This window comes from Spirillospora sp. NPDC000708 (assembly GCF_040299565.1).
Taxonomy (GTDB): Bacteria; Actinomycetota; Actinomycetes; order Streptosporangiales; family Streptosporangiaceae; genus Spirillospora.
Genome location: NZ_JBEPCJ010000074.1, coordinates 25,302 through 48,461 on the forward strand (window position 1 = coordinate 25,302; position 23,160 = coordinate 48,461).

General features: G+C 73.4%; 20 protein-coding genes. 9 read left to right on the plus strand and 11 right to left on the minus strand.

The window, feature by feature from the left end; genetic code table 11:
- Positions 1-165: 165 nt before the first annotated feature.
- From ABT299_RS37990 to ABT299_RS38005, 4 genes are all read right to left on the minus strand, one after another.
- Positions 166-444 (minus strand): WhiB family transcriptional regulator, encoded by a 279-nt coding sequence (locus ABT299_RS37990; RefSeq protein ID WP_190852706.1) that lies wholly within the window; start codon positions 442-444, stop codon positions 166-168.
- Positions 445-565: 121 nt separating this feature from the next.
- Entirely contained in the window at positions 566-916 is a 351-nt protein-coding gene (locus ABT299_RS37995; protein ID WP_500253686.1) for a hypothetical protein, read from the minus strand.
- A 248-nt stretch (positions 917-1,164) separates the two neighbouring features.
- Entirely contained in the window at positions 1,165-2,040 is an 876-nt protein-coding gene (gene tesB / locus ABT299_RS38000; RefSeq protein WP_190852711.1) for an acyl-CoA thioesterase II, read from the minus strand.
- A gap of 85 nt (positions 2,041-2,125) precedes the next feature.
- Complete coding sequence (locus ABT299_RS38005) at positions 2,126-4,192, minus strand: ATP-dependent DNA helicase UvrD2 (RefSeq protein ID WP_190852714.1); 2,067 nt, start codon at positions 4,190-4,192, stop codon at positions 2,126-2,128.
- Positions 4,193-4,365: 173 nt separating this feature from the next.
- On the opposite strand from ABT299_RS38005, the gene ABT299_RS38010 reads away from it, so the two are divergent.
- Positions 4,366-4,650, plus strand: coding sequence for a mycoredoxin (locus tag ABT299_RS38010; protein ID WP_433140456.1), 285 nt, complete (start codon positions 4,366-4,368; stop codon positions 4,648-4,650).
- Positions 4,651-4,806: 156 nt separating this feature from the next.
- On the opposite strand, the gene nudC is transcribed toward ABT299_RS38010, so the two are convergent.
- Positions 4,807-5,724, minus strand: coding sequence for an NAD(+) diphosphatase (gene nudC, locus ABT299_RS38015; RefSeq protein WP_190852718.1), 918 nt, complete (start codon positions 5,722-5,724; stop codon positions 4,807-4,809).
- A 49-nt stretch (positions 5,725-5,773) separates the two neighbouring features.
- The gene (locus ABT299_RS38020; protein ID WP_347256533.1) at positions 5,774-7,171 is read right to left on the minus strand and encodes a dipeptidase; all 1,398 of its coding nucleotides are present in this window, start codon (positions 7,169-7,171) and stop codon (positions 5,774-5,776) included.
- 152 nt (positions 7,172-7,323) lie between these two features.
- Here ABT299_RS38020 and ABT299_RS38025 point away from each other — a divergent pair, with 152 nt between their 5' ends.
- Positions 7,324-8,562 carry an RNA-guided endonuclease InsQ/TnpB family protein gene (locus ABT299_RS38025; protein WP_500253687.1) on the plus strand — a complete coding sequence of 413 codons (1,239 nt, stop codon included), beginning with the start codon at positions 7,324-7,326 and terminating at the stop codon, positions 8,560-8,562.
- 63 nt (positions 8,563-8,625) lie between these two features.
- A complete protein-coding gene (locus tag ABT299_RS38030; RefSeq protein ID WP_387026842.1) occupies positions 8,626-8,916 on the plus strand; it encodes a DUF4031 domain-containing protein in 291 nt (96 codons plus the stop codon).
- A gap of 51 nt (positions 8,917-8,967) precedes the next feature.
- Here ABT299_RS38030 and ABT299_RS38035 read toward each other — a convergent pair whose 3' ends face one another.
- Entirely contained in the window at positions 8,968-9,576 is a 609-nt protein-coding gene (locus tag ABT299_RS38035) for an HD domain-containing protein (RefSeq protein ID WP_190852726.1), read from the minus strand.
- Positions 9,577-9,715: 139 nt separating this feature from the next.
- Between ABT299_RS38035 and ABT299_RS38040 the strand changes: the two genes are divergently transcribed.
- Genes ABT299_RS38040 through ABT299_RS38060 form a run of 5 tightly spaced genes read left to right on the plus strand, consistent with a single transcriptional unit; the run spans position 9,716 to position 15,636 of the window.
- Positions 9,716-10,882 (plus strand): ATP-grasp domain-containing protein, encoded by a 1,167-nt coding sequence (locus ABT299_RS38040; protein ID WP_500253688.1) that lies wholly within the window; start codon positions 9,716-9,718, stop codon positions 10,880-10,882.
- A gap of 11 nt (positions 10,883-10,893) precedes the next feature.
- The gene (locus tag ABT299_RS38045) at positions 10,894-12,486 is read left to right on the plus strand and encodes an IucA/IucC family protein (RefSeq protein ID WP_500253689.1); all 1,593 of its coding nucleotides are present in this window, start codon (positions 10,894-10,896) and stop codon (positions 12,484-12,486) included.
- Positions 12,477-14,069, plus strand: a complete 1,593-nt coding sequence (locus ABT299_RS38050; protein ID WP_500253690.1) for an IucA/IucC family protein — start codon at positions 12,477-12,479, stop codon at positions 14,067-14,069. Before ABT299_RS38045 ends, ABT299_RS38050 begins: the two co-directional genes overlap by 10 nt.
- Complete coding sequence (locus ABT299_RS38055) at positions 14,066-15,139, plus strand: type III PLP-dependent enzyme domain-containing protein (protein WP_500253691.1); 1,074 nt, start codon at positions 14,066-14,068, stop codon at positions 15,137-15,139. Before ABT299_RS38050 ends, ABT299_RS38055 begins: the two co-directional genes overlap by 4 nt.
- Before the next feature lie 11 nt (positions 15,140-15,150).
- A complete protein-coding gene (locus ABT299_RS38060) occupies positions 15,151-15,636 on the plus strand; it encodes a hypothetical protein (protein WP_500253692.1) in 486 nt (161 codons plus the stop codon).
- Here the strand turns inward: ABT299_RS38060 and ABT299_RS38065 are convergent.
- Complete coding sequence (locus ABT299_RS38065) at positions 15,617-16,639, minus strand: VOC family protein (protein WP_500253693.1); 1,023 nt, start codon at positions 16,637-16,639, stop codon at positions 15,617-15,619. The genes ABT299_RS38060 and ABT299_RS38065 overlap by 20 nt on opposite strands.
- 209 nt (positions 16,640-16,848) lie before the next feature.
- Here ABT299_RS38065 and ABT299_RS38070 point away from each other — a divergent pair, with 209 nt between their 5' ends.
- Positions 16,849-18,369: an AMP-binding protein gene (locus ABT299_RS38070; RefSeq protein WP_500253694.1), complete on the plus strand. Its 1,521-nt coding sequence runs from the start codon at positions 16,849-16,851 to the stop codon at positions 18,367-18,369.
- A 76-nt stretch (positions 18,370-18,445) separates the two neighbouring features.
- Here ABT299_RS38070 and ABT299_RS38075 read toward each other — a convergent pair whose 3' ends face one another.
- The 3 genes from ABT299_RS38075 to ABT299_RS38085 form a co-directional block, all read right to left on the minus strand.
- The gene (locus ABT299_RS38075; RefSeq protein WP_500253695.1) at positions 18,446-18,751 is read right to left on the minus strand and encodes a hypothetical protein; all 306 of its coding nucleotides are present in this window, start codon (positions 18,749-18,751) and stop codon (positions 18,446-18,448) included.
- 81 nt (positions 18,752-18,832) lie between these two features.
- The gene (locus tag ABT299_RS38080; protein WP_387026835.1) at positions 18,833-19,612 is read right to left on the minus strand and encodes a class I SAM-dependent methyltransferase; all 780 of its coding nucleotides are present in this window, start codon (positions 19,610-19,612) and stop codon (positions 18,833-18,835) included.
- A gap of 107 nt (positions 19,613-19,719) precedes the next feature.
- Entirely contained in the window at positions 19,720-23,127 is a 3,408-nt protein-coding gene (locus ABT299_RS38085; protein ID WP_500253696.1) for an ATP-dependent helicase, read from the minus strand.
- Positions 23,128-23,160 lie beyond the last annotated feature (33 nt).

Sequence of the window (23,160 nt, forward strand, 5' to 3'; positions counted from 1 at the left end):
ATGCGCTCCCGTGACAGGTCCTGGCTGAGCACCGTCATCTCGTTCTCCCCGGCCGCCCGGAGGCGCGGTCCCCGCGCGGGGACCGCGCCTCTGGGCTCGATACGGCCGAACCTCGTCGGTTCGGCGGACATCGTCGGTACGGCGGACACGGTCGGCATCAGTGCCTCACACGGCCGCTTCGTCCGGGAGCGGGTGCTTGCGCGGGCGGCCGCGGGGCCGCTTGCGCGCGACGATCACGCCGCGGACGAAGAGCTCGCCGCCCCAGACCCCCCACGGCTCCTGGCGCTCAAGCGCACCGGCGAGGCACTCCTTGCGGAGCGGGCACTCCAGGCACAGCGCCTTGGCGAGCTCGACGTCGGCGGGCGCCTCGGCGAAGAACAGCTCGGGGTCGGTCCGGCACGGAAGAGTGAGGTCCTCCTCGCTGATGGCGAGAGCCCCCTGCATCACAGTCACCCTGGTTCCTCTCGTTGGATCTCAACGGGCGTGTCGGTTGGGTCGTCCGGGCAAAGAAGAAGGCCGCGGATCCGGTATCGGATCCGCGGCCTGGGGGCTCGCCGGTGTCTTGCTAGACCGGTCGCCTCCAGGGATACGGACCCGACACGCCACCCGCCGGGGTGGCGCCCATGTGGGCCGTGGCCGGAGCCTGGGACGTCATGCCTTCGAATGCGAAGACACTCCACCCCTGCTCGTCCTGGATTCGCTGCTCAAGGCGCAGATCACGTAGATCGCGCAGACGGGTGCCGTCGACGCGGAGCCGCTCGCCGGCCGCATCGGCCGACGCGACGACGCCGAGACGGGCCGGTCCGCCGGGCTTCACGCCGAGCGGGGTCCGGACACACGAGACGGAATACGCGTTCGAGGCGCCGGGGTATGCCGCGGTCCAGGACGACAGCGATTTCATCGACGTGTTGATCACCGGACTGCACACCACCTCTCTGGCTCCTCGGGCCGGGGCCGGCGGATCCAAGATCCACACCGGTCGGCCGGTTGATTGCTCGCGACGAGCGTACGGGGACTCCGCCGAAGCAATCAAGGTATTTTTGACCTGCGGTTTTGTGGGTGACTTCACCCTCGTTCCCCGGAACCGGCGCCGCTCGCGCGGCGTCGAAACTCCCGGGAGCGCCTTACAAGACGATCATCGCACACGGGACGCGCCGCGTCCCGTCATCCCTCGCGTCCGGAGTCGGACACGCGGACGAGTCCCTCCTGCATCACCGACACCACCAGCTCCCCGGAACGGGTGAACACCTGGCCGCGGGCCAGCCCCCGCGCGCCCCCCGCGAACGGGGTGTCCTGGTAGTACAGCAGCCAGTCGTCGGCGCGGAACGGCCGGTGGAACCACATCGCGTGGTCCAGGCTGGCGCCCATCGTCCGCTTGTCGCCCCAGGCCAGCCCGTGGTTGAGCAGGACGGTGTCGAGCAGCGTCATGTCGGAGGCGTAGGTCATCAGGCAGACGTGCAGCAGCGGGTCGTCGGGCAGGTCCCCGAGGACCTTCAGCCACACCACCGACTCCGGCGAGGCGAGCGCCGGGTCCTTGGCCGCCTCCCAGGTCAGCGGCGTCGCGTGCCGCACGTCGAACGGCCGCCTGTCGACGAAGGCGCGCGCGCCCGCCTCCCCGAACAGCGGGGTCAGCCGGGTCAGCGAGTCCGGCAGCGTCTCCGGGTCCGGGGCGTCCGGCATCGGCGCGTGGTGCGCCGGGCCGTCCTCGACGATCTGGAACGACGCCGACAGCGTGAAGATCGCCTTGCCGTGCTGGATGGCGCTGACGCGGCGGGTCGTGAAGGACCGGCCGTCGCGGACCCGGTCGACGGTGTAGACGATCGGGACGAGCGGGTCGCCGGGCCGGATGAAGTACGCGTGCAGCGAGTGCACCGGCCGGTTCACCGGGACGGTGCGTCCGGCGGCGACCAGCGCCTGCCCCGCCACCTGCCCGCCGAAGACACGCTGCCGGCGCTCCTCGGGGCTGCGGCCGCGGAAGATGTCGTTCTCGATCTGCTCGAGATCCAGCAGGTCCAGCAGTGCCTTCAGGGAATCGCTCACGGCCGCCAGTCTTCCCTATACACCCGTGTGAGCGGTGTCTCACCCCCGGGTCACCCCCTGCGGGGCGAACCGCAGGTGGGGAGGGTCACACGCCGCAGAGGTTCAGGACGGCCTCGCCGTAGCGGTCGAGCTTGACCTTGCCGACGCCCGGGATGCGGGCCAGCTCCTCCATCGACTCCGGGCAGTGCTCGGCGATCGCCTGGAGCGTCGCGTCCGTGAACACCACGTAGGCCGGGATCCGCTGCTCCGCCGACACCTCGGCGCGCCAGTCCTTCAGCGCGATGAACAGCTCCTCGTTCAGCTCGGAGGGGCAGTCCTCGCAGCGGCCGAGCTTGCGCTCGACGGCGGCGGTCAGCGGCCGCCCGCACACCCGGCACGGCTGCGGGCCCTTGGTGACGCGGCGCTTCGTGCGGTCGACGCGGGCGGGCATGTGCGTGGTGGTCTTGCCGGTCAGGCCGTCGAGGAACCGCGAAGCGCGGCGCATCTGCGACCCGCCCGGCGAGCGCGCCAGCGCCCACGACAGCGTCAGGTGGACGCGCGCGCGCGTGATGCCGACGTAGAGCAGCCTGCGCTCCTCCTCGATCTGCTCCGGCGTCTTGGCATAGACGATCGGCAGCGTGCCCTCCGCCAGGCCGACGAGGAACACCGCGTCCCACTCCAGGCCCTTGGCGGCGTGCAGCGAGGCGAGCGTCACGCCCTCCAGCGGCGGCGCGTGCTGCGCCGCGGCGCGCTCCTCCAGCTCGGCGACGAACTCCGGCAGGCCCGCCTTCGGATCGTCGGCGGCCATGTCCTCGGCGAGCTGCGCCAGCGCGGCGAGGGACTCCCACCGCGCGCGCGCCGCCCCCGCGCCCTCCGGCGGCCGGTCGGAGAACCCCGCCCCGGACAGCACATGCCGGACCGTCATGATCAAGCCCGTGCCGTCGGTCTCGGCGTCGGCGCCCGCGCGGGCCGCGCCGCGCAGCCGGACGACCGCCTCCCGCACCTCGGGCCGCTCGAAGAACCGCTCCGCCCCGCGCAGCACGTACGGGACGCCGGCCGCCGCGAGCGCCGCCTCGTACGTCTCGGACTGCGCGTTGATCCGGAACAGGATCGCGATCTCGCGCGCCGGGACGCCCTCGTCGATCAGCTTGCGGGCCCGCCGCGCCGTGTCGTCGGCCTCGGCGACCTCGTCGTCGTACTCGTTGAACACCGGCTCCGGGCCGGTCTCGCGCTGCGCGACCAGCTCCAGCCGGTGCCGGTCGCCCTTCGCCTGCCCGATCACCCCGTTCGCCAGCCGCACCACCTGCGGCGTCGACCGGTAGTCGCGGACGAGCTTCACGACCTTCGCGTCCGGGTGCTCGCGGGTGAAGCCGAGCAGGTAGGACGGGCTGGCACCGGTGAAGGAGTAGATCGTCTGGTTCGGGTCGCCGACGACGCACAGGTCGTGCCGGCCGCCGAGCCAGGTGTCCAGCAGCATCTTCTGCAGCGGGTTGACGTCCTGGAACTCGTCGACGACGAAGTACCGGTACTGCTCGCGAACCTGGTTGGCGACCTCGCGGTGCTCGGTGAGGACGGCCGCGGTCAGCTCCAGCATCCCCTCGAAGTCGAGCAGGTTGCGCTCGCGCCGCAGCTGCTCGTACATCGCGTAGACGCGCGCCACGTCCACCACCTCGGTGGACGGCCTGCGCCCCGCCCGCACGACCGCGGCCGGGTAGTCCTCGGGGCGGTTCTGCGTGACCTTCGCCCACTCGATCTCGCCGGCGACGTCGCGCAGCTCGGTGCGGCCGAGCGACAGCCCGCACGCGCGCGCCGCGTCCGCGACCAGCCCGATCTTCGAGTCGATGATCTTGGGCGGGTCGCCGCCGATGACCCGCGGCCAGAAGTAGCTGAGCTGGCGCAGCGCCGCCGCGTGGAACGTGCGGGCCTGCACCCCCGGCGCGCCGAGCTGCCGCAGCCGGCTGCGCAGCTCGCCCGCGGCGCGGGTGGTGAACGTCACCGCGAGCACCCGCTGCGGCGTCACCACCCCGGTCAGCGTCGCGTACGCGATCCGGTGCGTGATGGCGCGGGTCTTGCCCGTCCCGGCGCCCGCGAGGACGCACACCGGACCCTGCACCGCCTCCGCGACCGCCCGCTGCTCGGGATCGAGCCCTTCCAGCACCGACTCAGCCACCATGCACCTCATACTCCCAGTCCGCCTCGACGGTATCCGCCCGCCACACGAATTGTGGACGGACGGCCGCGCCGCGGCGGACCCGCCGCCGCTCGCGGAATGCCGGAGGGGTATCTAGTGTTCTTCGGGAGGCGAGTGCACAGATCGTCCGAACGAACGAGGGAGACGACGTACCGATGGCGACGCCGACGACCGACCGGGTCGAGGGCCCGACCGGCCAGCTCACCATGTACACGACGACCTGGTGCGGGTTCTGCCGGCGGCTGAAGAGCCAGCTGGCCCGCGACGGCATCGAGATGGTCGAGATCGACATCGAGCGCGACCCGAAGGCCGCCGAGTTCGTGATGAGCGTCAACGGCGGCAACCAAACCGTCCCGACGGTCCTCTTCCCCGACGGCACCGCCGCCACCAACCCGAGCGCGAAGGAAGTCAAGCGTCGTCTGGCTGAACTCGCGGGCTAGAGCCGATCGAAAAGGCCCGCCGACCGAACTGGTCGGCGGGCCTTTCGCATCCCCGCGTGCGCGGAGAGCATCCGTCCGGCTGGACGACGGTGGGGACCGTCTGTGGACCACCCCTGCGTGCACAGGGAGCAGCAGTCAAGCTGCAGCTTGTAGCGCCTAGAACAGCGGCATGTCGGGGAGGTCGCCGCCGTACCAGCGCATGATGAGCTGGGCGGCGATGGAGAGCGGGCCGGGGGCGACGATCTCCTTCGCCTCGATCGCGGCGCGCAGCTCGTCGCGGGTGTACCAGCCGGCGTCGAGGATCTCCTCGGGGTCGGGGCGCAGCGGGAGGGTGCCGTCGGCGGTGGCGGTGAAGCCGAGCATCAGGCTCTGCGGCAGCGGCCACGGCTGGCTGCCGAGGTAGCGGACGTCCCGCACGGCGAGGCCGACCTCCTCCTCCACCTCCCGCGCGACGGCCTGCTCCAGGGACTCGCCGGGCTCGACGAACCCGGCGAGGATCGAGCGGCGGTCGGCGGGCCACTGCGGGCCGCGGGCCAGCAGGATCCGGTCGTCGGCGTCGGTGACCAGCATGATCACGGCGGGGTCGACGCGGGGGAAGTGCTGGGAGCCGTCCTCGGGGCAGACCCGGACGTGCCCGGCGGCCGTGACGCGGGTCTCCGCGCCGCAGCGGGGGCAGAACCGGTGGGTGCGGTGCCAGTGCTCCAGCGCGACGGCGTGCGTGAGCAGGCCGGAGTCGCGGTCGGGGAGCAGCGCGCCGACGCGGCGCAGCCCGGCCGGCTCGGCGCCGTCGACGGCGGGCAGCTCGCCGGGCACGCCGAAGTAGGCGGTGCCGGCCTCGTCGACGCCGAGCAGCCACCGGTCGCCGTCCGGGGCCTGCGCGGGCGCGACGAACACGAGCGCCGGCTCGGGCCGGTGGGTGACGAGCGTCCGCCCGTCCTGGACGACCAGGACCCGCGTCGCCGGGTCGGCCCACGCGGCGGCGAGCCACGCGTCGTCGCGCCGCTTCAGCGCGACCCGGTCGAGCGTGCCGCGCGCGAGCGCCAGCCACTCGAGCGGTCCTTCGGTCACCGTCATCGGGCTCCTTCCTCCGTCGGGCCTGTCTGCGCCGTTGCCGCCTCCAGGTTCAGCGGAGCGCGGCGGCGAGTTCTTCCCACAGGTAGGCGGCGGTCTCGGCGCCCTTGAGCAGCAGGGAGACCTCGACCTTCTCGTTGGGCGCGTGGATCCGGTCGTCGTCGAGGCCGACCGCGACGAAGATCAGCGGCGCGTCGAGGATGTCGGCGAGGTCGGCCTCGGGGCCGCTGCCGCCCTCGCGGGTGAACAGGACCTCGCGGCCGAAGGCGCGCTCCATGGCGCGGCGGGCGGCGGTGACGCCGGGCGAGTCGATCGGGGAGAAGCACGGCCGGACGCCGCCGCCGGGGATGTGCACCTCGGCCTCGACGCCGTAGGGGGTGTTGGCGGCGACCCAGTCCCGGAACGCCTGCTGCACCTTGGCGGGGTCCTGGCCGGCGACGAGCCGGAAGGAGATCTTGGCGTGCGCCTCGCGGGGCACGATCGTCTTGCCGCCGGGGCCGGTGTGGCCGCCCCACATGCCGTTGATCTCGGCGGTGGGGCGCGCCCAGACGCGCTCCAGGGTGGTGTAGCCCTTCTCGCCGTAGGCGGCGCGGCTGCCGCCGGCGGTGCGCAGCCATTCCGCCTCGTCGAACGGGAGCTTGGCGAACAGCGCGCGCTCCTCGTCGGTCAGCGGGACGACGTCGTCGTAGAAGCCGGGGAGGGTGACGCGGCCGTCGGCGTCGTGCAGCGCGGCCATCAGCGTCGCCATGGCGTGCAGCGGGTTCGGGACGGCGCCGCCGAACGACCCGGAGTGCAGGTCCGAGGACGGGCCGCGGAGGGTGACCTCGGCCTCGGTGAGGCCGCGCATGCCGGTGCACATCGACGGGACGTCCGCGGCCCACATGGTGGTGTCGCTGATGACGATCGCGTCGCAGCCGAGCCGGTCGCGGTGGTCGCGCAGCAGCCCGGCGAAGTGCACGGAGCCGGACTCCTCCTCGCCCTCGACCAGCAGCTTGACGGTGACGGGCGGGGCGTCGGCGCCGGACGCGGCGAGCGCGGCGCGGATGCCGAGGGTGTGGAAGAACACCTGGCCCTTGTCGTCGGACGCGCCGCGGCCGATGAGCCGGCCGTCCTTCTCGACGGGTTCGAACGGCGCGGTGTCCCACTCGTCCAGCGGCTCGACGGGCTGCACGTCGTGGTGCCCGTAGACCAGGACGGTCGGGGCGGACGGGTCGGCGGCGGGCCATTCGGCGTACACGGCCGGGAGGCCGGGGGTGTCCCAGATCTCCACGGTGGGGAATCCCTGCCCGCGCAGGTACTCCGCGAGCCAGCCGGCGGACCGCCGCACCTCGGTGGCGTAGGCGGGGTCCCCCGACACGGACGGTATCGCCAGCCACTCCTTGAGGTCGGCGATGAACCGGTCCCGGCCGGCCTCGATGTACTGGACGATTTCCTGAACTGGCTCGTTCACCTGGTCCTCCAAAAGATGCCCCGGCCTTCTGGACGGGAAGAATTTCGGGCTCCGTCCGAGGCGGCCCGGTGCAGCCGGGGCCCACTGGCGGCGGGTTCTGCCGACATCCGGAACTTCTTACAGCCTCTAGTCCGACGTGTAAATTGAGGCGTGTGCGGACAGCGTACAAGTGTCGCGCCTACCCCGACCCCGAGCAGGCGGCCGTATTCAACCGCACGTTCGGGTGCGTCCGTCTAGTGTGGAACAAGACGCTCGCCGAACGGCACCGAGCCTGGCACGCCGAAGGGCGACGCGTCTCCTACAAGGAGACCGACGCGGCGCTGACGGCGTGGAAGAAGACCGAGGATCTGGCGTTCTTGAACGAGGTGTCCTCAGTGCCGCTGCAGCAGGCGTTGCGCCACCAGCATGCCGCGTTCGCCAACCTCTTCGCCGGACGTGCCCGCTACCCACGCTTCAAGAGCCGGAACTCCCGCCAGTCCGCGCACTACACCCGCTCGGCGTTCCGCATGCGCGACGGCGAACTGCGGATGGCCAAGACCACCGCGCACCTGGCGTTCGTCTGGTCCTTCGACGACGTCGATCTGGTGACGCTGAACCCGACGATGGTCGTGATCTCCCGAGACTGCGACGGCCGCTGGTACGTCACCTTCGCCGTCGATACCGACGAGCCCGCCTCCCTGCCGGCCGCCGAACACGAGATCGGCGTCGATCTGGGGGTCAAGGACTTCGCGGTGACCTCCGACGGAGACCGCATCGCCAACCCGAAGCATCTGGACAAGAAACAGCGCAACCTCGCCCGCTACCAGCGGCGCATGGCCCGCTGCCAACCCGGCAGCAACAACCGCCGCAAGGCCGGGGCCAAGGTCGCCCGCGCTCACCGCAAGGTCCGCAACGCCCGCGCCGACTTCCTGCACCGCACCACTACCGGTCTCGTCCGCCGGGCCGACACCATCGTCATCGAAGACCTGAACGTCTCCGGCATGGTGCGCAACCGCAAACTCGCCCGCGCCATCTCCGACTGCGGCTGGGGCGAGTTCCGCCGCCAACTGGAGTACAAGTGCCGGCAGGCCGGGCGCACTCTGGTGGTGATCGACCGCTGGTACCCCTCCTCCAAGACCTGCTCGGCCTGCGGGCACCTGCTGGCGGAGCTGAGCCTTTCGACCCGGCGCTGGACGTGTCCGGGCTGCCGCACCCGGCACGACCGGGACCACAACGCGGCCAAGAACATCCCTGCGGCTGGTCGAGCCGTAGCCGGGGACAACCCCGGCGATGTCTGTGGAGCTGATGTAAGACGGCAAGGGACCTCCCTTCCGCAGTCGGCCGTGAAGCAGAAACACCAGCGGCGCGAGCCGCAGGAATCCCCCTTCGGGGGAGGAAGTCAAAGTGCCTGACAGTACGCATGCCAAAGGGGCATGCAGTCGAGGGATTCTTTCGCCCGGCCCCCAGGAGGAGCTTTGATCCTGATCGATCCGCCTTTGTGGCCCGCGCGCGGGCGGGTGTGGTCGCACATGGTGAGCGACGTGTCGTACGAGGAGCTGCACGCGTTCGCCGCCGGGCTCGGCATGCCGGTGCGGGCGTTCGACCGCGACCACTACGACGTGCCGTCCGAGCTGTACGAGGCCGCAGTCTCGCAGGGTGCGGAGGCGGTGGGGTGCCAGGAGCTGCTTTTGCGTCTGACCCGTGCGGGGCTGCGGCGCAGGAAGGCGGTCCGGCGGCGGCCCACGGCGGGGTCGGGCGTCGGATAGCCGCTGGTCGGGCGGTTGATCGGCGGGCGCTGACCGGCGGGCGCCGATCGGTCAGGTGTTGAGGAGCATCAGCTCGGTCTCGATGTTGCGGCGCGCCTGCCGCTCGTAGCGTTCGCGGGCCGTGGCCGTGTGGAACAGGTGGGGGAGGGCCAGGAGGCTGTTGAGCACTTCGGCGCGCCCGGCGCGGAAGAGGTCCTCGGGGACGAATCCGTACTCCTCGCGGACGGCGGCGGCGTAGGCGGCGTACCGGTCGGGGTCGGCGCCGAGGATCGCGAGGTCGGCGTCGCAGAGCACCCGGCCGTTGCGGTCGCCGGGCTCGGGCGCGTGGGTGACGGTCAGCTCGACGAGCCGGACGACCTCGTCGACCGTCGCCGCGGGCAGGTCGGTGTCGGCGAGCATGCGGGCGGCGAGGCGGGCGCTGCGCTCCTCGTTGTCGGCGCGCTCGGGGTCGTAGACGGCGTCGTGGAACCAGGCGGCGAGCCGGACGGCCCCGGGGTCGGCGGCGTCGCCGGCGAGCTCGTCCACCAGGTCGAGGACGGCGGCGAGGTGCTCGCGGGTGTGGTACCTGCGGTGCGGCTCGCCGTACCGCTTGTCCAGCTCGGTCCCGATGTGCCGGGTCTGCGGGCCGGCCAGCGCGGTCCAGCGCTCGACGAGATCCATGCGGCCATCCTCCCGGATCGCCGGACGCGGCGGGACACGCGATGCCATCGTTCTTGCCCGCGGCCCCCGGCGCGGCCACTATGGTGACGGTTGCGAGTTAGGCAAGGCTTACCTCACCGCCTCACTGGAAAGGCCGACCGTGGCCGCCTCCCTCTACGTGGTCGCCGGCAAGGCGACCGACTCGGTGACGCACGGGTTCCTGCCCGCCGCCGCGCGCCTCGGGCTGGACGTCGTCCTGCTCACCGACCGTCCCGCCGCCCACGCGGACGCCGCCGGCCGGGTCGTCGAGTGCGACGTCTCCGACTTCCGGCACATCATCGACCGGGTCGAGGGCGAGCCCGCCGGAATCTTCTCCAACAGCGACTTCTTGCAGGCGCCCGCCGCGCTCGCCGCCGCGTACTTCGGGCTCCCCGGCAAGGACTGGCGGGCCGCGACGCGCGCGAAGAACAAGGCGCTGACGCGCCGCCATCTCGCCGCACTGGACCCGGTCTTCTCCGAGGACGCCTTCCACGTGCCGCCGGACGCGCCCTACCCGCTCGTCCTGAAGCCGCGCGAGGGCGTGGCCAGCGAGGACGTCTACCTGGTCCGCGACGCCCGCGAGCTGGAGGCGCGGCGCGGCGAGGTCGCGGCGCGCCGGGACGACCCGCTGGTGGCCGAGGAGTACCTGCCGGGCCGGCTGCACACGCTGGAGACGCTCGGGGACGGCCGGGAGCTGCGCGTCCTCGGCTCGTACCGGACGACGGTGTCGCCGCCGCCGTTCTTCGTGGAGGAGCGCCTGGAGTGGGCGCCGCCGCCTCCGGAGACGCCGCAGATCCTCGCGCAGCTCGACGCGCTGGGCGTCGGGTTCGGGGCGTGCCACACCGAGTTCGTCGTCCACGAGGGCCGCGCCCGCATCATCGAGGTGAACTACCGGCTCATCGGCGACCACTGCGACTTCCTGCTGGCGGACCTGCTCGGCGTCCCGCTGTTCGAGCGGATCCTGGGCGTCCACCTCGGGGAGCCGCTGGGGGCGGACGTCCCGTCGGCGACGGAGCGCGGCGTCCCATCTGCGCGGGGGCACGCTGTCGCGGAGGCCGTCATCGCGGACCGCACCGGGGTCCTGCGCGCCGCGCCCGGCCCCATGGAGTTCGACGACGGGGCCGTGCGGCTGGCCTACCGCCCGCAGCGCGCCGTGGGCGATCCGGTCGCCCTCACCCACACGAACCGCGACTACCTGGGGACCGTCCGCGCGATCGGCCCGGCGCGGGACGAGGTGGAGGCCGCGCTGGCGCGCTTCCGCTCCGCCCACGACTGGACCATCGCGTGACCGGTGCCGACATGACCGGACCGGATGTGGAGGGCCCGCTCGCGGCCCGGGTCCTGGACGCCCTGCTCCGCGAGGACTACGCGGGCCTACGGCGCCTCGTCGACGGCCGTACGCTCGCGCTGCCGGGACGCACCGTCCGGCTCGTGGACGCCGACCCCGCCTTCCTCTCCGAGCTGCGCGTGGATCCGTCGCAGAACCTCGCCTTACGGGACGTCTTCGCGGCGGTGCGGCGCCTGGCCGATCCCCGCGACGACACCGACGCGTTCGAACGCGAGTGCCTGGACGCCCTCGCGACGGTGAAGCTCCACAACGACGCGCGTCCCGCCGTCCACCGGCGCCTGGCGCGGATACCGGACGCGCTGAGGACGGGCCCCGGGACGTTCTACGAGAGCCTCGCCGCCTACAACGACCATCCCGTCCACCCGACGAGCCTCGGCCGCGCCGGGCTGAGCCTGGCGGACCTGAGCCGCTACGCGCCCGAGTTCGCGCCGTCGTTCCCGCTGCGCTGGGCGTCGGTCCGGGGCGCGACCCTGGCGGGCGAGCGTCCCGTCTGGTGGCCCGCCCCGGCCGATGTGGGGCTGCGGTCGGCGGACGCGCTGTTCCCCGTGCACCCGCTGGCCGTCCGCCTGGTGCGGGACGAGCCGGCCGCGACGATGGCCCCGGAACCGTACCTGCAGGTCGCGCCGACCCTGTCGATGCGGACGGTCGCGGCGGCGCCGCTGGAGCACGTGAAGGTCCCGCTGCCGACGAGCACGCTCGGTCTGCGCAACCGCCGCACGATCGTCCCGGGCACGCTGCCGGACGGCGCGCTGGTGGAGCGCGTGCTGCGGCGCGTCCTGGCCAGGGAGCCGCACCTTCCCGTCCTGCTCGCCGATGAGCAGACCTACGGGCACGCCGACAGCCCGCTCCTCGCGTATCTCGTACGGCGCTTCCCACCGGAAACGGCGCGCGCGCACGTCGTCCCCGTCGCCGCCCTGCTGGCGAAGGCCCCGGACAAGGGCCACGTCATAGAGCGCTGGGACGTCGAGCCGCTCTTCGACGCCTACCTGACCGCGCTGTTCGCGTGGAACGTCACGCTGTTCCGCTACGGGATCGCGCTGGAGGCCCACCAGCAGAACGTGGCGCTCGTCCTGGACGGCGGCCCGGCCATGGACGGCACGCCGCCGCGCCTGCTCGTCAAGGACAACGACGGCGCCCTCATCGACCCCGCGCGGCTCCGCGAGCGCCTCGGCCCGTCCCCCGGCGCCGACCCCCGCGACCTCGTCGACCGGCGCATGGTCACCGCCGACCCCGACGCGCTCGCCCGCGTGTTCGTCACGATCACCCTGCACCTGTGCGCCGCGGCCCCCGCCCTCGGGCTCGCCGAGCGGGGCCTGCTCCCCTGGCGCACCGGCCGCGCCCTGATCCGCGACCGGCTCGCCGCGGCGCTCGGCCCGGAGGACGCGTTCCTGCGCTCCCGCACGCTCGACGCGGACGCGCTGCCGGGCAAGGCCATGGTCACCGCCGGGACCCTCGTCGACAAGGCCAGGACCGGCGCCGCCGACATCAACAAGCACTACGGCCCGCCCGGGCCGAACTACCTACGGGATGCGACGTGCTTCTGACCGAACGGGCCCTGACGGCCGACGACGCCACCTCCACCGCGCTGCTCAACTGCCTGATCCGCGAGGTCTGCGGGCCCGAGCAGCAGGTGTGGCCGGACGGCGGGCACCTCGTCGCCCGGCTGCCGCGCGCCGGCGTCGTGCTGCGCACCGGGCTCGCCCGGCCGCCGGCCGGCCCCACCTACCGGCTGGCGCCGCCGTACGAGGAGCGGCGCGGCGACGCGTGGATCCCCGCGTCCTGGGACCGCCTCGCCGACCTGGTGGCCGGCGAGCTGGAGCTGGCGACGGGCCAGCCGAACCCCGAGTTCCTCGCGCAGGTCGGCGACAGCCACGGCGCGCTCGCCGCCATCATCGCCGCGCGCCGCGAGCCGCAGGACGACCGGTACCTGGAATCCGAGCAGTCGCTCGTCGCCGGGCACCGCTTCCACCCATCGCCGAAGTCCCGGCAGGGCTCCCCCGCCGAGTGGCTCCGGTACGCGCCGGAGACCAGGGCGCGGTTCCGGCCGCACTGGCTCGCCGTCCGGGACGACCTCGTCGCGGAGGAGGGCGACCCGGGGGCGTTCACGGCCCTCGGCGGGCCGTCCGTCCCCGGCCACCGGACGCTCCCCGTCCACCCGTGGCAGTTCTCGCTGCTCGCCGGCGACCCGCTGCTCCGCGACGCGCTGGCGCGGGGGCTCGTCCGCGACCTGGGGCCGTCCGGCGCCGAGGCCGTGCCCACGTCGTCGGTCCGCACGGTGTACCTGCCGGACGCCGACCTGTTCTGCAAGTTCAGCCTGGACGTGCGCATCACCAACTGCGTCCGCAAGAACGCCTGGTACGAGCTGTCCGGCGCGGTGGCGCTGAACGAGCTGCTGCCGCCGGTCTTCGCGTCCCTGGGCACGACGCTCCTCGCCGAACCCGCCTACCGCAGCGTCGCCCTCGCCGACCGCCGCCTCTACGAGGGCCTCGGCGTCATCGTCCGCCAAGGGGTGCGGCACCTCCCCGGCACGCCGCTCCTGGCGGGCGCGCTCGCCGACCCCTACACCACCCTCCTGGGCGACCTGCCGGTCCTGGCGACCGCCGACGGCGCCCTCGCCTGGTGGAACGCCTACGTCGCGCAGGTGGCGCCGCCGGTGCTCCGCGCCTTCCTCGAACACGGCGTCGTCCTGGAACCGCACCTGCAAAACGTCCTCATCTGCGTCGACACGGACGGTATGCCGGTCCACGCCGCGTTCCGCGACCTCGAAGGCACCAAGCTCACCGCCGGCCGCTGGGACCTGTCCCACCTGCCCGCCCGCGTCGCCGAGGGCCTCACCTACGCCCCCGCGCAGGGCTGGAACCGCGTCGTCTACTGCCTCCTCGTCAACCACCTCACCGAGACGGCGGCCGCCGTCGCCGACCTGCATCCCGCGCTCGAACCGGACCTCTGGGAGGCGGCCCGGGCGCATCTCGCGTCGCTCGACCACCATCCGCAGGTCAGGGCGCTCCTCGCCGGCGTCCCGCTGCCCGCGAAGGCGAACCTGCGCACCCGCTGGTCGCGGTCCGCCGACCGCGGCGCCGCCTACGTCCCCGCCCCCAACCCGCTCTCCGCGTCCCGTCCGCTGTGAACCTCGACGACCTCCGCGGCCTCGACCGCCTCCCCGCCTACGTCTACGACCTGCCGGGCCTGAAAGCGCACGTGGCGACCATTCGCGGCGCTCTCGGCGGCACCGAACTCTTCTATGCCGCCAAAGCCAATCCGGACGCCGAGATCCTGCGCACCATCGCGACGCACGTGGACGGAGTCGAGGTCTCCTCAGGCGGCGAACTGACCCATGTCCGCGAAACCCTGCCGGGCATCCGCCTCGCCTTCGGCGGCCCCGGAAAGACCGACGAGGAACTGGCCCTCGCCGCGGGAGTCGACCGCGTCCATGTCGAGAGCCCACGGGAACTCGACCGGCTGCGCGGCCCCGCCGACGTCCTTCTCCGCGCCAATCTCCCCTTCCACGCCCCGGACGCCGCTCTCACCATGAGCGGCCCGTTCGGCATGGACGAGGACGCCCTCGACGCCTGCGCAGCGCGAATGGCCGAGATCCCGCACCTCACCCTGCGCGGCGTCCACGCCCACCTCGCCTCCGGCCTGGACGCCCCCACGATGCTCGGCCTGGCCCACCGGATAGCCGAATGGGCCCTTCCGTGGCTGAAGACCCGCGGCGTCGACGACCCGGAACTGAACATCGGCGGCGGAATGGCCGTCGACTACACCTCGCCCGGAACGCTTTTCGACTGGCCCGCCTACGGCGCCGGACTGGCCGGCATTCCCGCCCGCCTCCGCGTCGAACCCGGCCGGTCCATGACCGCCTATCACGGCTGGTACGTCACCGACGTCCTCGATGTGAAGACGACGCGCGGCGAGACCTACGTCATTCTCCGCGGCGGCACCCACCACCTCAGGACACCGGTCACGAAAGGCCACGACCAGCCCTTCACCGTCCTCACCGCGGACGGCCCGGAATCACCGGCGACGCTCGTCGGCCAGCTCTGCACGCCGAAGGACGTCTTCGCCCGCGACGTCCCGGTCCCGCCGCTCCGCCCCGGCGACCTCGTCGCCTTCGCCATGGCCGGCGCCTACGCCTGGAACATCTCGCACCACGATTTCCTCATGCATCCCAAGCCCGCGTTCCATTACCTCCGCTAAGGTCACGGTCCGTGGCCGACATCTACGACTTCTTCCTGGCGATCAACCTCCGCGACCTCACCGACGCCGAGGTGGCCGAACTCCGCTGGCATCTCGGCCTGGGCCCGCAGCCCCCGGAACTGACGATCCCGATCGACTTCTCCGAGGTCGTCGTGGACGACAACGGCGAACAGGTCATCGTGGAGGCCCCGGAACCCCAGCTCGCCCAGCGCGGCGCGGGGTGGAAGATCGGCGGTGCCCTCTTCGCCGCCCTGGAGCCCCGCGAGAACGGCGGCTGGGCCCTGACCGCCCGCCAGGAGCTCCACCCCGACTACTACGACCACGTGGACCCGCTGCTCGAATGGCTCGGCACCCGCGCGGACCATCCGTACGTCGGCGAGGACGGCACCGAGAAGAGGGGCGGCTGCGGGGACTTCGTCGGCTACGAGCGCTGGTACGAGGACAGCACGATCGAGCGGCTCCTCGTCATCGAGGACTTCAAGATCCTCCGCCGCTGACGCGCGGTGCGCCGTTCCACCGCCACGTCGTGACGCGCGGGCGGCCGGGAAGGTCGCCGCGCCCCGTCGCCCACAGGAGGGTCGGCCAGGGGTCGGTGTCGCGCGGGGCGTCCGGGAACAGCCGCGCCAGCACCCTCGCGCACAGGTCGGCGGGCGGGTCCCAGGCGAGCCCGAGGCCCTGCGCGAGGTCATGGGTGTGGACGAGCGTCTCCACGATCCCCATCGCCGCGAACCCCTCGGGGTCCGACGCCCCGAACACGTGGTGCGCGCGGACGTCGGACGGCGTCGTCCGGACCAGCGCGGCGAGCATCGCGCCGCACGCCACCAGCACCTCCAGCAGGCCGCGGGGCCCGGCGGCGCGGTCCGCGTAGGTGACGTTCGCGGGGCCGCCCGGGCGCCGCGCCTCCCACAGGAACGGCACCTCCCGGTCCTTCGGCCGCGCGCCGAGTTGCGCCGCGTAGGCGAACAGGTCGTCGCTCAGGTGCTCGACGGTCTCCCAGCACGTCCACTCCAGCGTGCCCGCCCTGCCGTCCCACGCCCCCTCGGGGGCCTCCTTCAGCACGTCCACGGCGAGCCGGACGGCCGCCTCGACGTCGTCGGCGGTGACGGTAGATGACATGCCGCCGACCGTACCGTCCTGCGCGATGAGGAACCGGTACCCGGCGATGCGGGCGTCGAAGGCGCGCTCGCCCCATTCCCGGACGGCGAGCGGGACCGTGACCACGCCCGCCGCGGAGTGCCGGGCGTGGACGTCCGCGATGTCCACGGTGCCGGGGAGGTTGACGTAGACGGTCACCCCGGCGCCCCGATGCTCGCGGGACGCCGCGGGCAGGAACTCCTCGTCGTCGGTGCCGAGCATGACCTGGGCGTCGCCGAGCGCCACGCACGCGAGGCGGTCCGCGGAGTCGCGCGGCGTGGCGAACACCTGGCGCCAGCCGAGGCTCCCGGTGAAGAAATCGGCGGTGGCGTACGGGTCCTCGCACGCCAGGAAGACGGACAGCATGGCCGCACCCTACGGGCGGGGTCCGACACCGGGGCCGCCGGTGCCACAGGCCCGCACCGGCGGCGCGGGGTGCGTTACAAAGTCTTCGTCACGGCAACGTATGTGCTGGGCGATGTGAGGAGATTTCGGTGCTTGAGCGGGTGCGGTCGGCCGCGAGTCTGGGCGTACGGGCGACACGGGCGGTGCGGGACTCCGGGATCATGCATCCGATGCGGCCCGACCGGGCGGCGCGGCTGCTGTTCCCGTACGTGCGGTTCGGGCCCGTCCCGGCGACGGTCGGCGCGATGGCGGCGCTGCGGTTCCCCGGCCGGACCGCGCTGGTCGACGAGCGGGGCGCGCTGACGTACGCCGAGCTGGAGGAGCGGGCCGCCGCGCTCGCGACCGCGCTGCGGGACCGCGCCGGCGACGGGAAGGTCGGCGTGCTGTGCCGCAACCACCGCGGGTTCGTCGAGGCGGTCCTCGCGGCGTCGCGGCTCGGCAACGACGTGGTGCTGCTGAACACCGACTTCTCCGCGACGCAGCTCGGGCAGGTCGCCGAGCGGGAGGGCGTCTCGCTGCTCGTCCACGACGAGGAGTTCGGCGCGGCCGTCGACGAGTCGGGCTTCGCGGGCGCCCGCGTGCTCGCCTGGACGGACGGCGACACCGGTGGCGACTCCATCGACGCGCTGGTGGCGGCGACGGAGGCCGAGCCGCTCAACCCCGGCCGGTCCAGCAACGTCATCGTGATGACGTCCGGCACCACGGGGACGCCGAAGGGCGCGCGGCACGACCTGTCGCTGACGTCGCTGCTGCCCGCCGCGCTCAGCCACGTGATGCGCGTCCCCGTGCGGTCGGGGGCGCCCATCGTGGTGGCGCCGCCGCTCTTCCACATCCTCGGCTTCGCGTACACGTCGGTGGGGCTCGGCTTGGGCATGCCGCTCATCCTGTTCCGCCGGTTCGACCCGGACGAGGTGCTGACGGCGATCGCCGACTGCGAGGCGGAGGCGCTGGTCGCGGTGCCGGTGATGCTGCAGCGGATCCTCGACGCCGCGCGGCGCGAAGGACGCCGGACGCCGACGCTGCGCACCGTCGTGTGCGGCGGGTCGGCGCTGCACCCGCACCTGTCCGAGGCGTTCATGGACGAGTTCGGCGACGTCCTGATCAACGTGTACGGCGCCACCGAGACGGGCTGGGCGACGATCGCGACGCCCGAGGACCTGCGGGCGGCGCCCGGAACGGTCGGCAGGCCGTCGTTCCGGCTCACGATCAGGATCCTGGACGAGGACGGGAACGAGGTCCCGGCGGGCGAGACCGGCGAGGTCTACACCGGCGGCGGCCTGCGGTTCGCCGGCTACACCGGGGGCGGCGGCAAGAAGGTCCGCGACGGGCTGACCGGCACCGGCGACCTCGGCCACCTCGACGCCGAGGGACGGCTGTTCATCGACGGCCGCGCCGACGACATGATCGTCTCGGGTGGCGAGAACGTGTTCCCCGGCGAGGTGGAGGACCTGCTCGGCCGGCATCCCGACGTCGCCGAAGTGACGGTGAAGGGCGTCGAGGACGAGAGGTTCGGCCAGCGCCTCGCCGCCTACGTGGTCCGCAAGGAGGGCTCCCAGGTCACCGAGGACGACCTGAAGGCCCACGTGAAGAAGCACCTCGCGCGCTACAAGGTGCCGCGCGACGTCCACTTCGTGGACGAACTGCCCCGCACCAGCACCGGCAAGGTCAGGTCGAAGGCTCTGACCGACTGACGGAGGGCGGCGCCCGGAGCCAAGGCCGCGGGCCCCGGACGCGCCCCGTCACCACCCCGTGAGCGAGCGGGCCGGCTCAGGCGGCGCCGCGGTTCTTCGCGGCCATGCAGATGCGGGCGAGGTCGTTGAGGGCGTCGGCGCGGCGCTCGTCGAGGGTGCGGCGGTCGCCCGGGCCCGCCTCCGCGAGGGTGTCGATGACCAGCGAGAACACCGGCCATTCGGCGGGGCCGATGGCGCCCTGGAAGTCGATGCCTTCCTCCAGGTCGTCGAGGTCGAGGTTGCGGGCGAACGTCGCAAGCGCCGCCTCGGCGGCCACGACCCCGATGCGCATCGCCAGCGCGGCCGGCTCGCGGTCGAGGGAACGCGCGGTGCTGGAACCCATGGTCGACAAGATAGAACACATGAGCGAGACGCGTCGAACATTCGCTCGAAAACATTCCGGCGAAACCGGTGAAACCGCTATTCAGCCCGCGATGGCGTGCTGGAACACGTACGAGTGCGTGAAGTGCAGCTCGCCGTCCTCGCGGCTCGGCCGCATGCCGGTGGCGGGGCCGCCGGAGAGCTCGTCCTCCAGCTCGCGGCGGATCCGCTCGGCGGCGTCGGCGGGCGTCCGCGCCAGCTCCAGCCACGGCTCCAGCGGGCGGACGACGTCGATCGACCGCGTCCGCTTCACCTCGGCGCCGGCCTCGGTGGCGAGGTCCGCGATCTGCTTCGCGGTGAGGACGGTGCCGTGCGAGGGGTCGCGGAGCCGCTCGATCCGGTCCGGGTCGCCGGCCAGGCCCTCCGGGCGGGCGAGGTCGGCGATGATCAGCGCGGCGCCGGGCCGGCTGACCCGGGCCATCTCCCGCACGACGGCCTCCGGGTCGGCGACCTGGTGCAGCGAGAAGCGCGTCACGACGAGCGTGAACGTCCGGTCGAGGTAGGGCAGCGCGGTGGCGTCGCCGCGGGTGAAGGTGACGTTGGTGACGCCCTGCCGGTCGGCCGCGCGCTTGCCCTCGGCGAGCATCGCCGGGGTGAGGTCGAGGGCGGTGACGTGCCGGACGCGGTGGGCGATCGCCCGGGACACCAGCGCGGTGCCGGCCGCGACCTCCAGGACGTTGTCGTCCAGGTCGAGCTCGGGGTCCATGAAGCGGACGAGGTCGTCGAGGTGCCGGGTGAACGCGACGTTCAGCCGCGGGTCCGCGAACCCGGCCGCCTGCCTGGAGAACTCCCGTACGACCTTCTCGTCATGGGACACCGTCACGTCGCCTCCCTGGATGCGTTCCCCGGATCATCCCTGAAACGGGGTTCGGTGAACAGGGGTGGTGACACCTTTCACTGACGGAGGGTAAGCACGCGCCGCGGCGTGGGTCAGGCGGCGGGGACGGACTCCAGGAGGGCGGCGAGGCCTGCGGCGTCCAGCAGATCCGCCGGCCGGACGGTGGTGTTCGCGGCGACGTAGTGGAACGCGGCGCTGACCTGGTCGACCTCCACGCCCGCGAGCTCCGCCCACGCGAGCCGGTACGCGGCGAGCTGCACGGCGGCGAAGCGGGCGTCGTCGCCGGACGGCGGGCGGCCGGTCTTCCAGTCGACGATCTCGTAGCCGCCGCCGCGCCGCCGGAACACCGCGTCCATCCGGCCGCGGATCAGCCGGTCGCCGATGATGGTCTCGAACGGGACCTCGATGTCGAGGGGTTCGCGGGCCGCCCACTCCGACTCCTCGAACCTCTCCTGCAGGCGGAGCAGGTGCGCGTCGTCGGCGGCGCCCTCGTCGGCGGCGCCGGGCAACTCGTCGGGGTCGAGGAGGCGCTGCTGCCCCCAGCGGCCCTCCAGCCAGGCGTGGAACGCGGTGCCGCGCCGCGCGTAGGGGGCGGGCGGGCGCGGCATCGGACGGCGGATCTGCCGGGCCAGCGCGGCGGGGTCGCGGGCGAGGGAGACCAGCGACGACACCGACAGGTGCGCGGGCAGCTCGACGAGGAGCCCGTCGCCGCCGCGGCCCCGGTCGCGTTCGGCGAGGAGGAGTTCGACGTCGCGCGCCCACGCGGTCATCCGGCCGCGGTCGGCGTCGGACAGGCCCTCGTCGCCGGCCCACAGCCGGTTCCGCCCGGCCATGGCGTCCTCGACCATGCGGGCGGCCTCGACGACGGCCTCGTAGCGTTCCCGGGCGGACGCGTCGGCCCTGCCGCGCTCGCCCGGCGGAATGGGCCACTGCGCCTCCTCGGGGTCGGCGAGCAGCGGGTTCGTCTCGCCCTCCTCGGGCGGGTCGGCCCACACGGCGACCGTCCCGGCGCCGGCGAGGCACACCGCGCGGACCTCCTCCAGGAACGGCGACGGGCCGAGCGGGCGCCCCGACGACCCCCACCAGTACCCGGTGGTGATGAGCAGGCTGGACGCGCGCGTCACGGCGACGTACGCGAGGCGCCGCTCCTCGCGCAGGTCGCGTTCGGAGCACGCCCGGTCGAACGCGGCGAGGTCGTCCTTCTCCAGGCCGTTCAGCGGCGGCAGGTCGGCGCGGTCGCCGCGCAGCATGAACGGCAGGACGCGCGGGTTCGCGGTCCAGCGGGTCGCGTTCTGCGGCGGCGACGGGAAGATCGAGCCCTTCGCGGGGCCGCCGTTCTTCTGCGGCACGTACGACAGGCCCGGCACGACGACGACCGGCCATTCCAGCCCCTTGGAGGCGTGGACGGTGAGCAGCTTGACGCTGTCGGTCTCGCCGACGCGGCCCGCCTCCAGCCCGAACTCCTCGGTCTCGGCGGCCTTCAGGTAGGCGAGGAACGCGCCGAGCGTCGGGTCCTCGGCGTCGCCCGCGAAGGTGGCGGCGGCGTCGATGAACGCGTCGAGGTCGGCGCGGGCGGTGACGGGGTCGAGGCCGGACCGGGCGGCGACCTCGATGTCCAGGCCGAGGGCCCGCTCGACCTCGTTGACCAGGTCGGGCAGCGGCAGCCCGACCTGGCTCCGCAGCCCCCGCAGCTCGTCGCGCAGCCGCCGCAGCCGCCCGTACCCCTCGGGCGAGTACGCCTCGGGGGCGCCGAGGTCGTCGAGCGCGTCGACGAGGCTGCCGGTCTCCTGGTTCAGCTCGCTGACGAGCTGCCGGAGCGGGTCGTCCGCCGCGTCCGGCCCCGCCGCGTCCGGCCCCGCCGCGCCGTCCGGAGCGGCCCGGTCGGCCGGATCGGCGTCCGCCGGCGGGTCGCCCTCGCCGCGCTCGGGCGGGGTGACGTCGCGGGCGGCCTCCTGCGCCAGCGCCCGCGCGCGGCGTCCGAGCGCGACGAGGTCGCGGGGGCCGAGGCGCCAGCGCGGGCCGGTGAGCAGCCGGGCCAGCGACGCGCCCGCGGTCGGGTCGTGCATGACGCGGAGGGTCGCGACGACGTCCTGCACCTCGGGGACGGTCAGCAGCCCGCCGAGCCCGACGACCTCGACGGGGATGCCGCGGGCCTCCAGCGCGCGCCGGATCAGCGGGAACTGCGACCGCTTCCGGGCGAGGACGGCGACGTCGGAGTACTGCAGCGGCTCGGCCTGCGCGCCGCCGTCCGGCGCGACCGCCGGGTCCCCCGCCATGAGCCCGGCGATGCGCCCGGCGATCCGGTCGGCCTCGTCCTCGACGGTGGCGAACAGCGCGCACTCGACGCGGCCGCGCCCCTCGCGCCCGGCGCCGGGGACGAGCCGCGGCACCGCCCTGGTCTCCGCGCGCAATTCCTCCTGGATCCGCGCCGCCGCCTCGAGGATCTGCTCGCCGTTGCGGAACGACCTGCTCAGCTGCACGACCGGCGCCGGGACCGGCTTCCGCTCACCGACCGCGGGCTGGGACGGGAAGTCGTACGCGAAGCGCAGCAGGTTCCCGGCGCTCGCGCCGCGCCACCCGTAGATCGACTGGCACGGGTCGCCGACGGCCGTCACCGGGTGCCCGCCCGCGAACAGCGACTTCAGCAGGACGAGCTGCGCCTGGCTGGTGTCCTGGTACTCGTCGAGCAGCACGACGGAGAACCGGGACCGCTCGATCATCCCGACCTCGGGATGCCTGTAGGCGATGCGGGCGGCGAGCGCCATCTGGTCGCCGTGGTCGATGACCTCCCGGTCGGCCTTCGCCCGCCCGTACTTCTCGATCAGCGGCATGAGCTGCTCGCGGACGGCCTGCCGGGCGAGGATGTCGCGCTGCGCCTTCAGCGGCTTCTTCACCGCCGCGAACCGCTCGTCCAGCCACGCCCCGACCTTCCGGACGTCGTCGGCGGTGCGCAGGTGCTCGGCGAGGTCGCCGGACAGCTCCATGACGGCCTTGGTGACGGTGTCGGGCTGCCACTCGATGCGGTCCATCGGGCCGTCGTAGGCGTCGACGACGCGGGAGCAGATCTGCCACGCGACCGCCGGGGAGATCAGCCGCATCGTCGGTTCGAGGGCCTCGCGCAGCGCGTGGTCGCCGAACAGCCGGGCCGCGTACGAGTGGTACGTCGACACCATCGGCTCGCCGTCGAACAGCGCCTCGCCGCCGAGCCGCTCCAGCTCGTCGCCCGGCAGCACCTCGCGCAGCTTGTCGAGCCGCTTGCGGACGCGCACGCCGAGCTCGGCGGCGGCCTTGCGGGTGAACGTCAGGCCGAGGACGCGCTCGGGCCGCACGAACCCGTTCGCGACCAGCCACACCACCCGCGCGGCCATCGTCTCGCTCTTGCCGGACCCGGCGCCCGCGATGACCGCCATCGGCGCCATGGGCGCCTCGATCACCCGGGCCTGCTCCTCGGTCGGCTCCGGGATCTCCAGCAGCCGGGCCAGCTCTCCCGGCGTGATCACCTCGTCCCCCCGAGCTCGTCGTTGCGCGGGGGG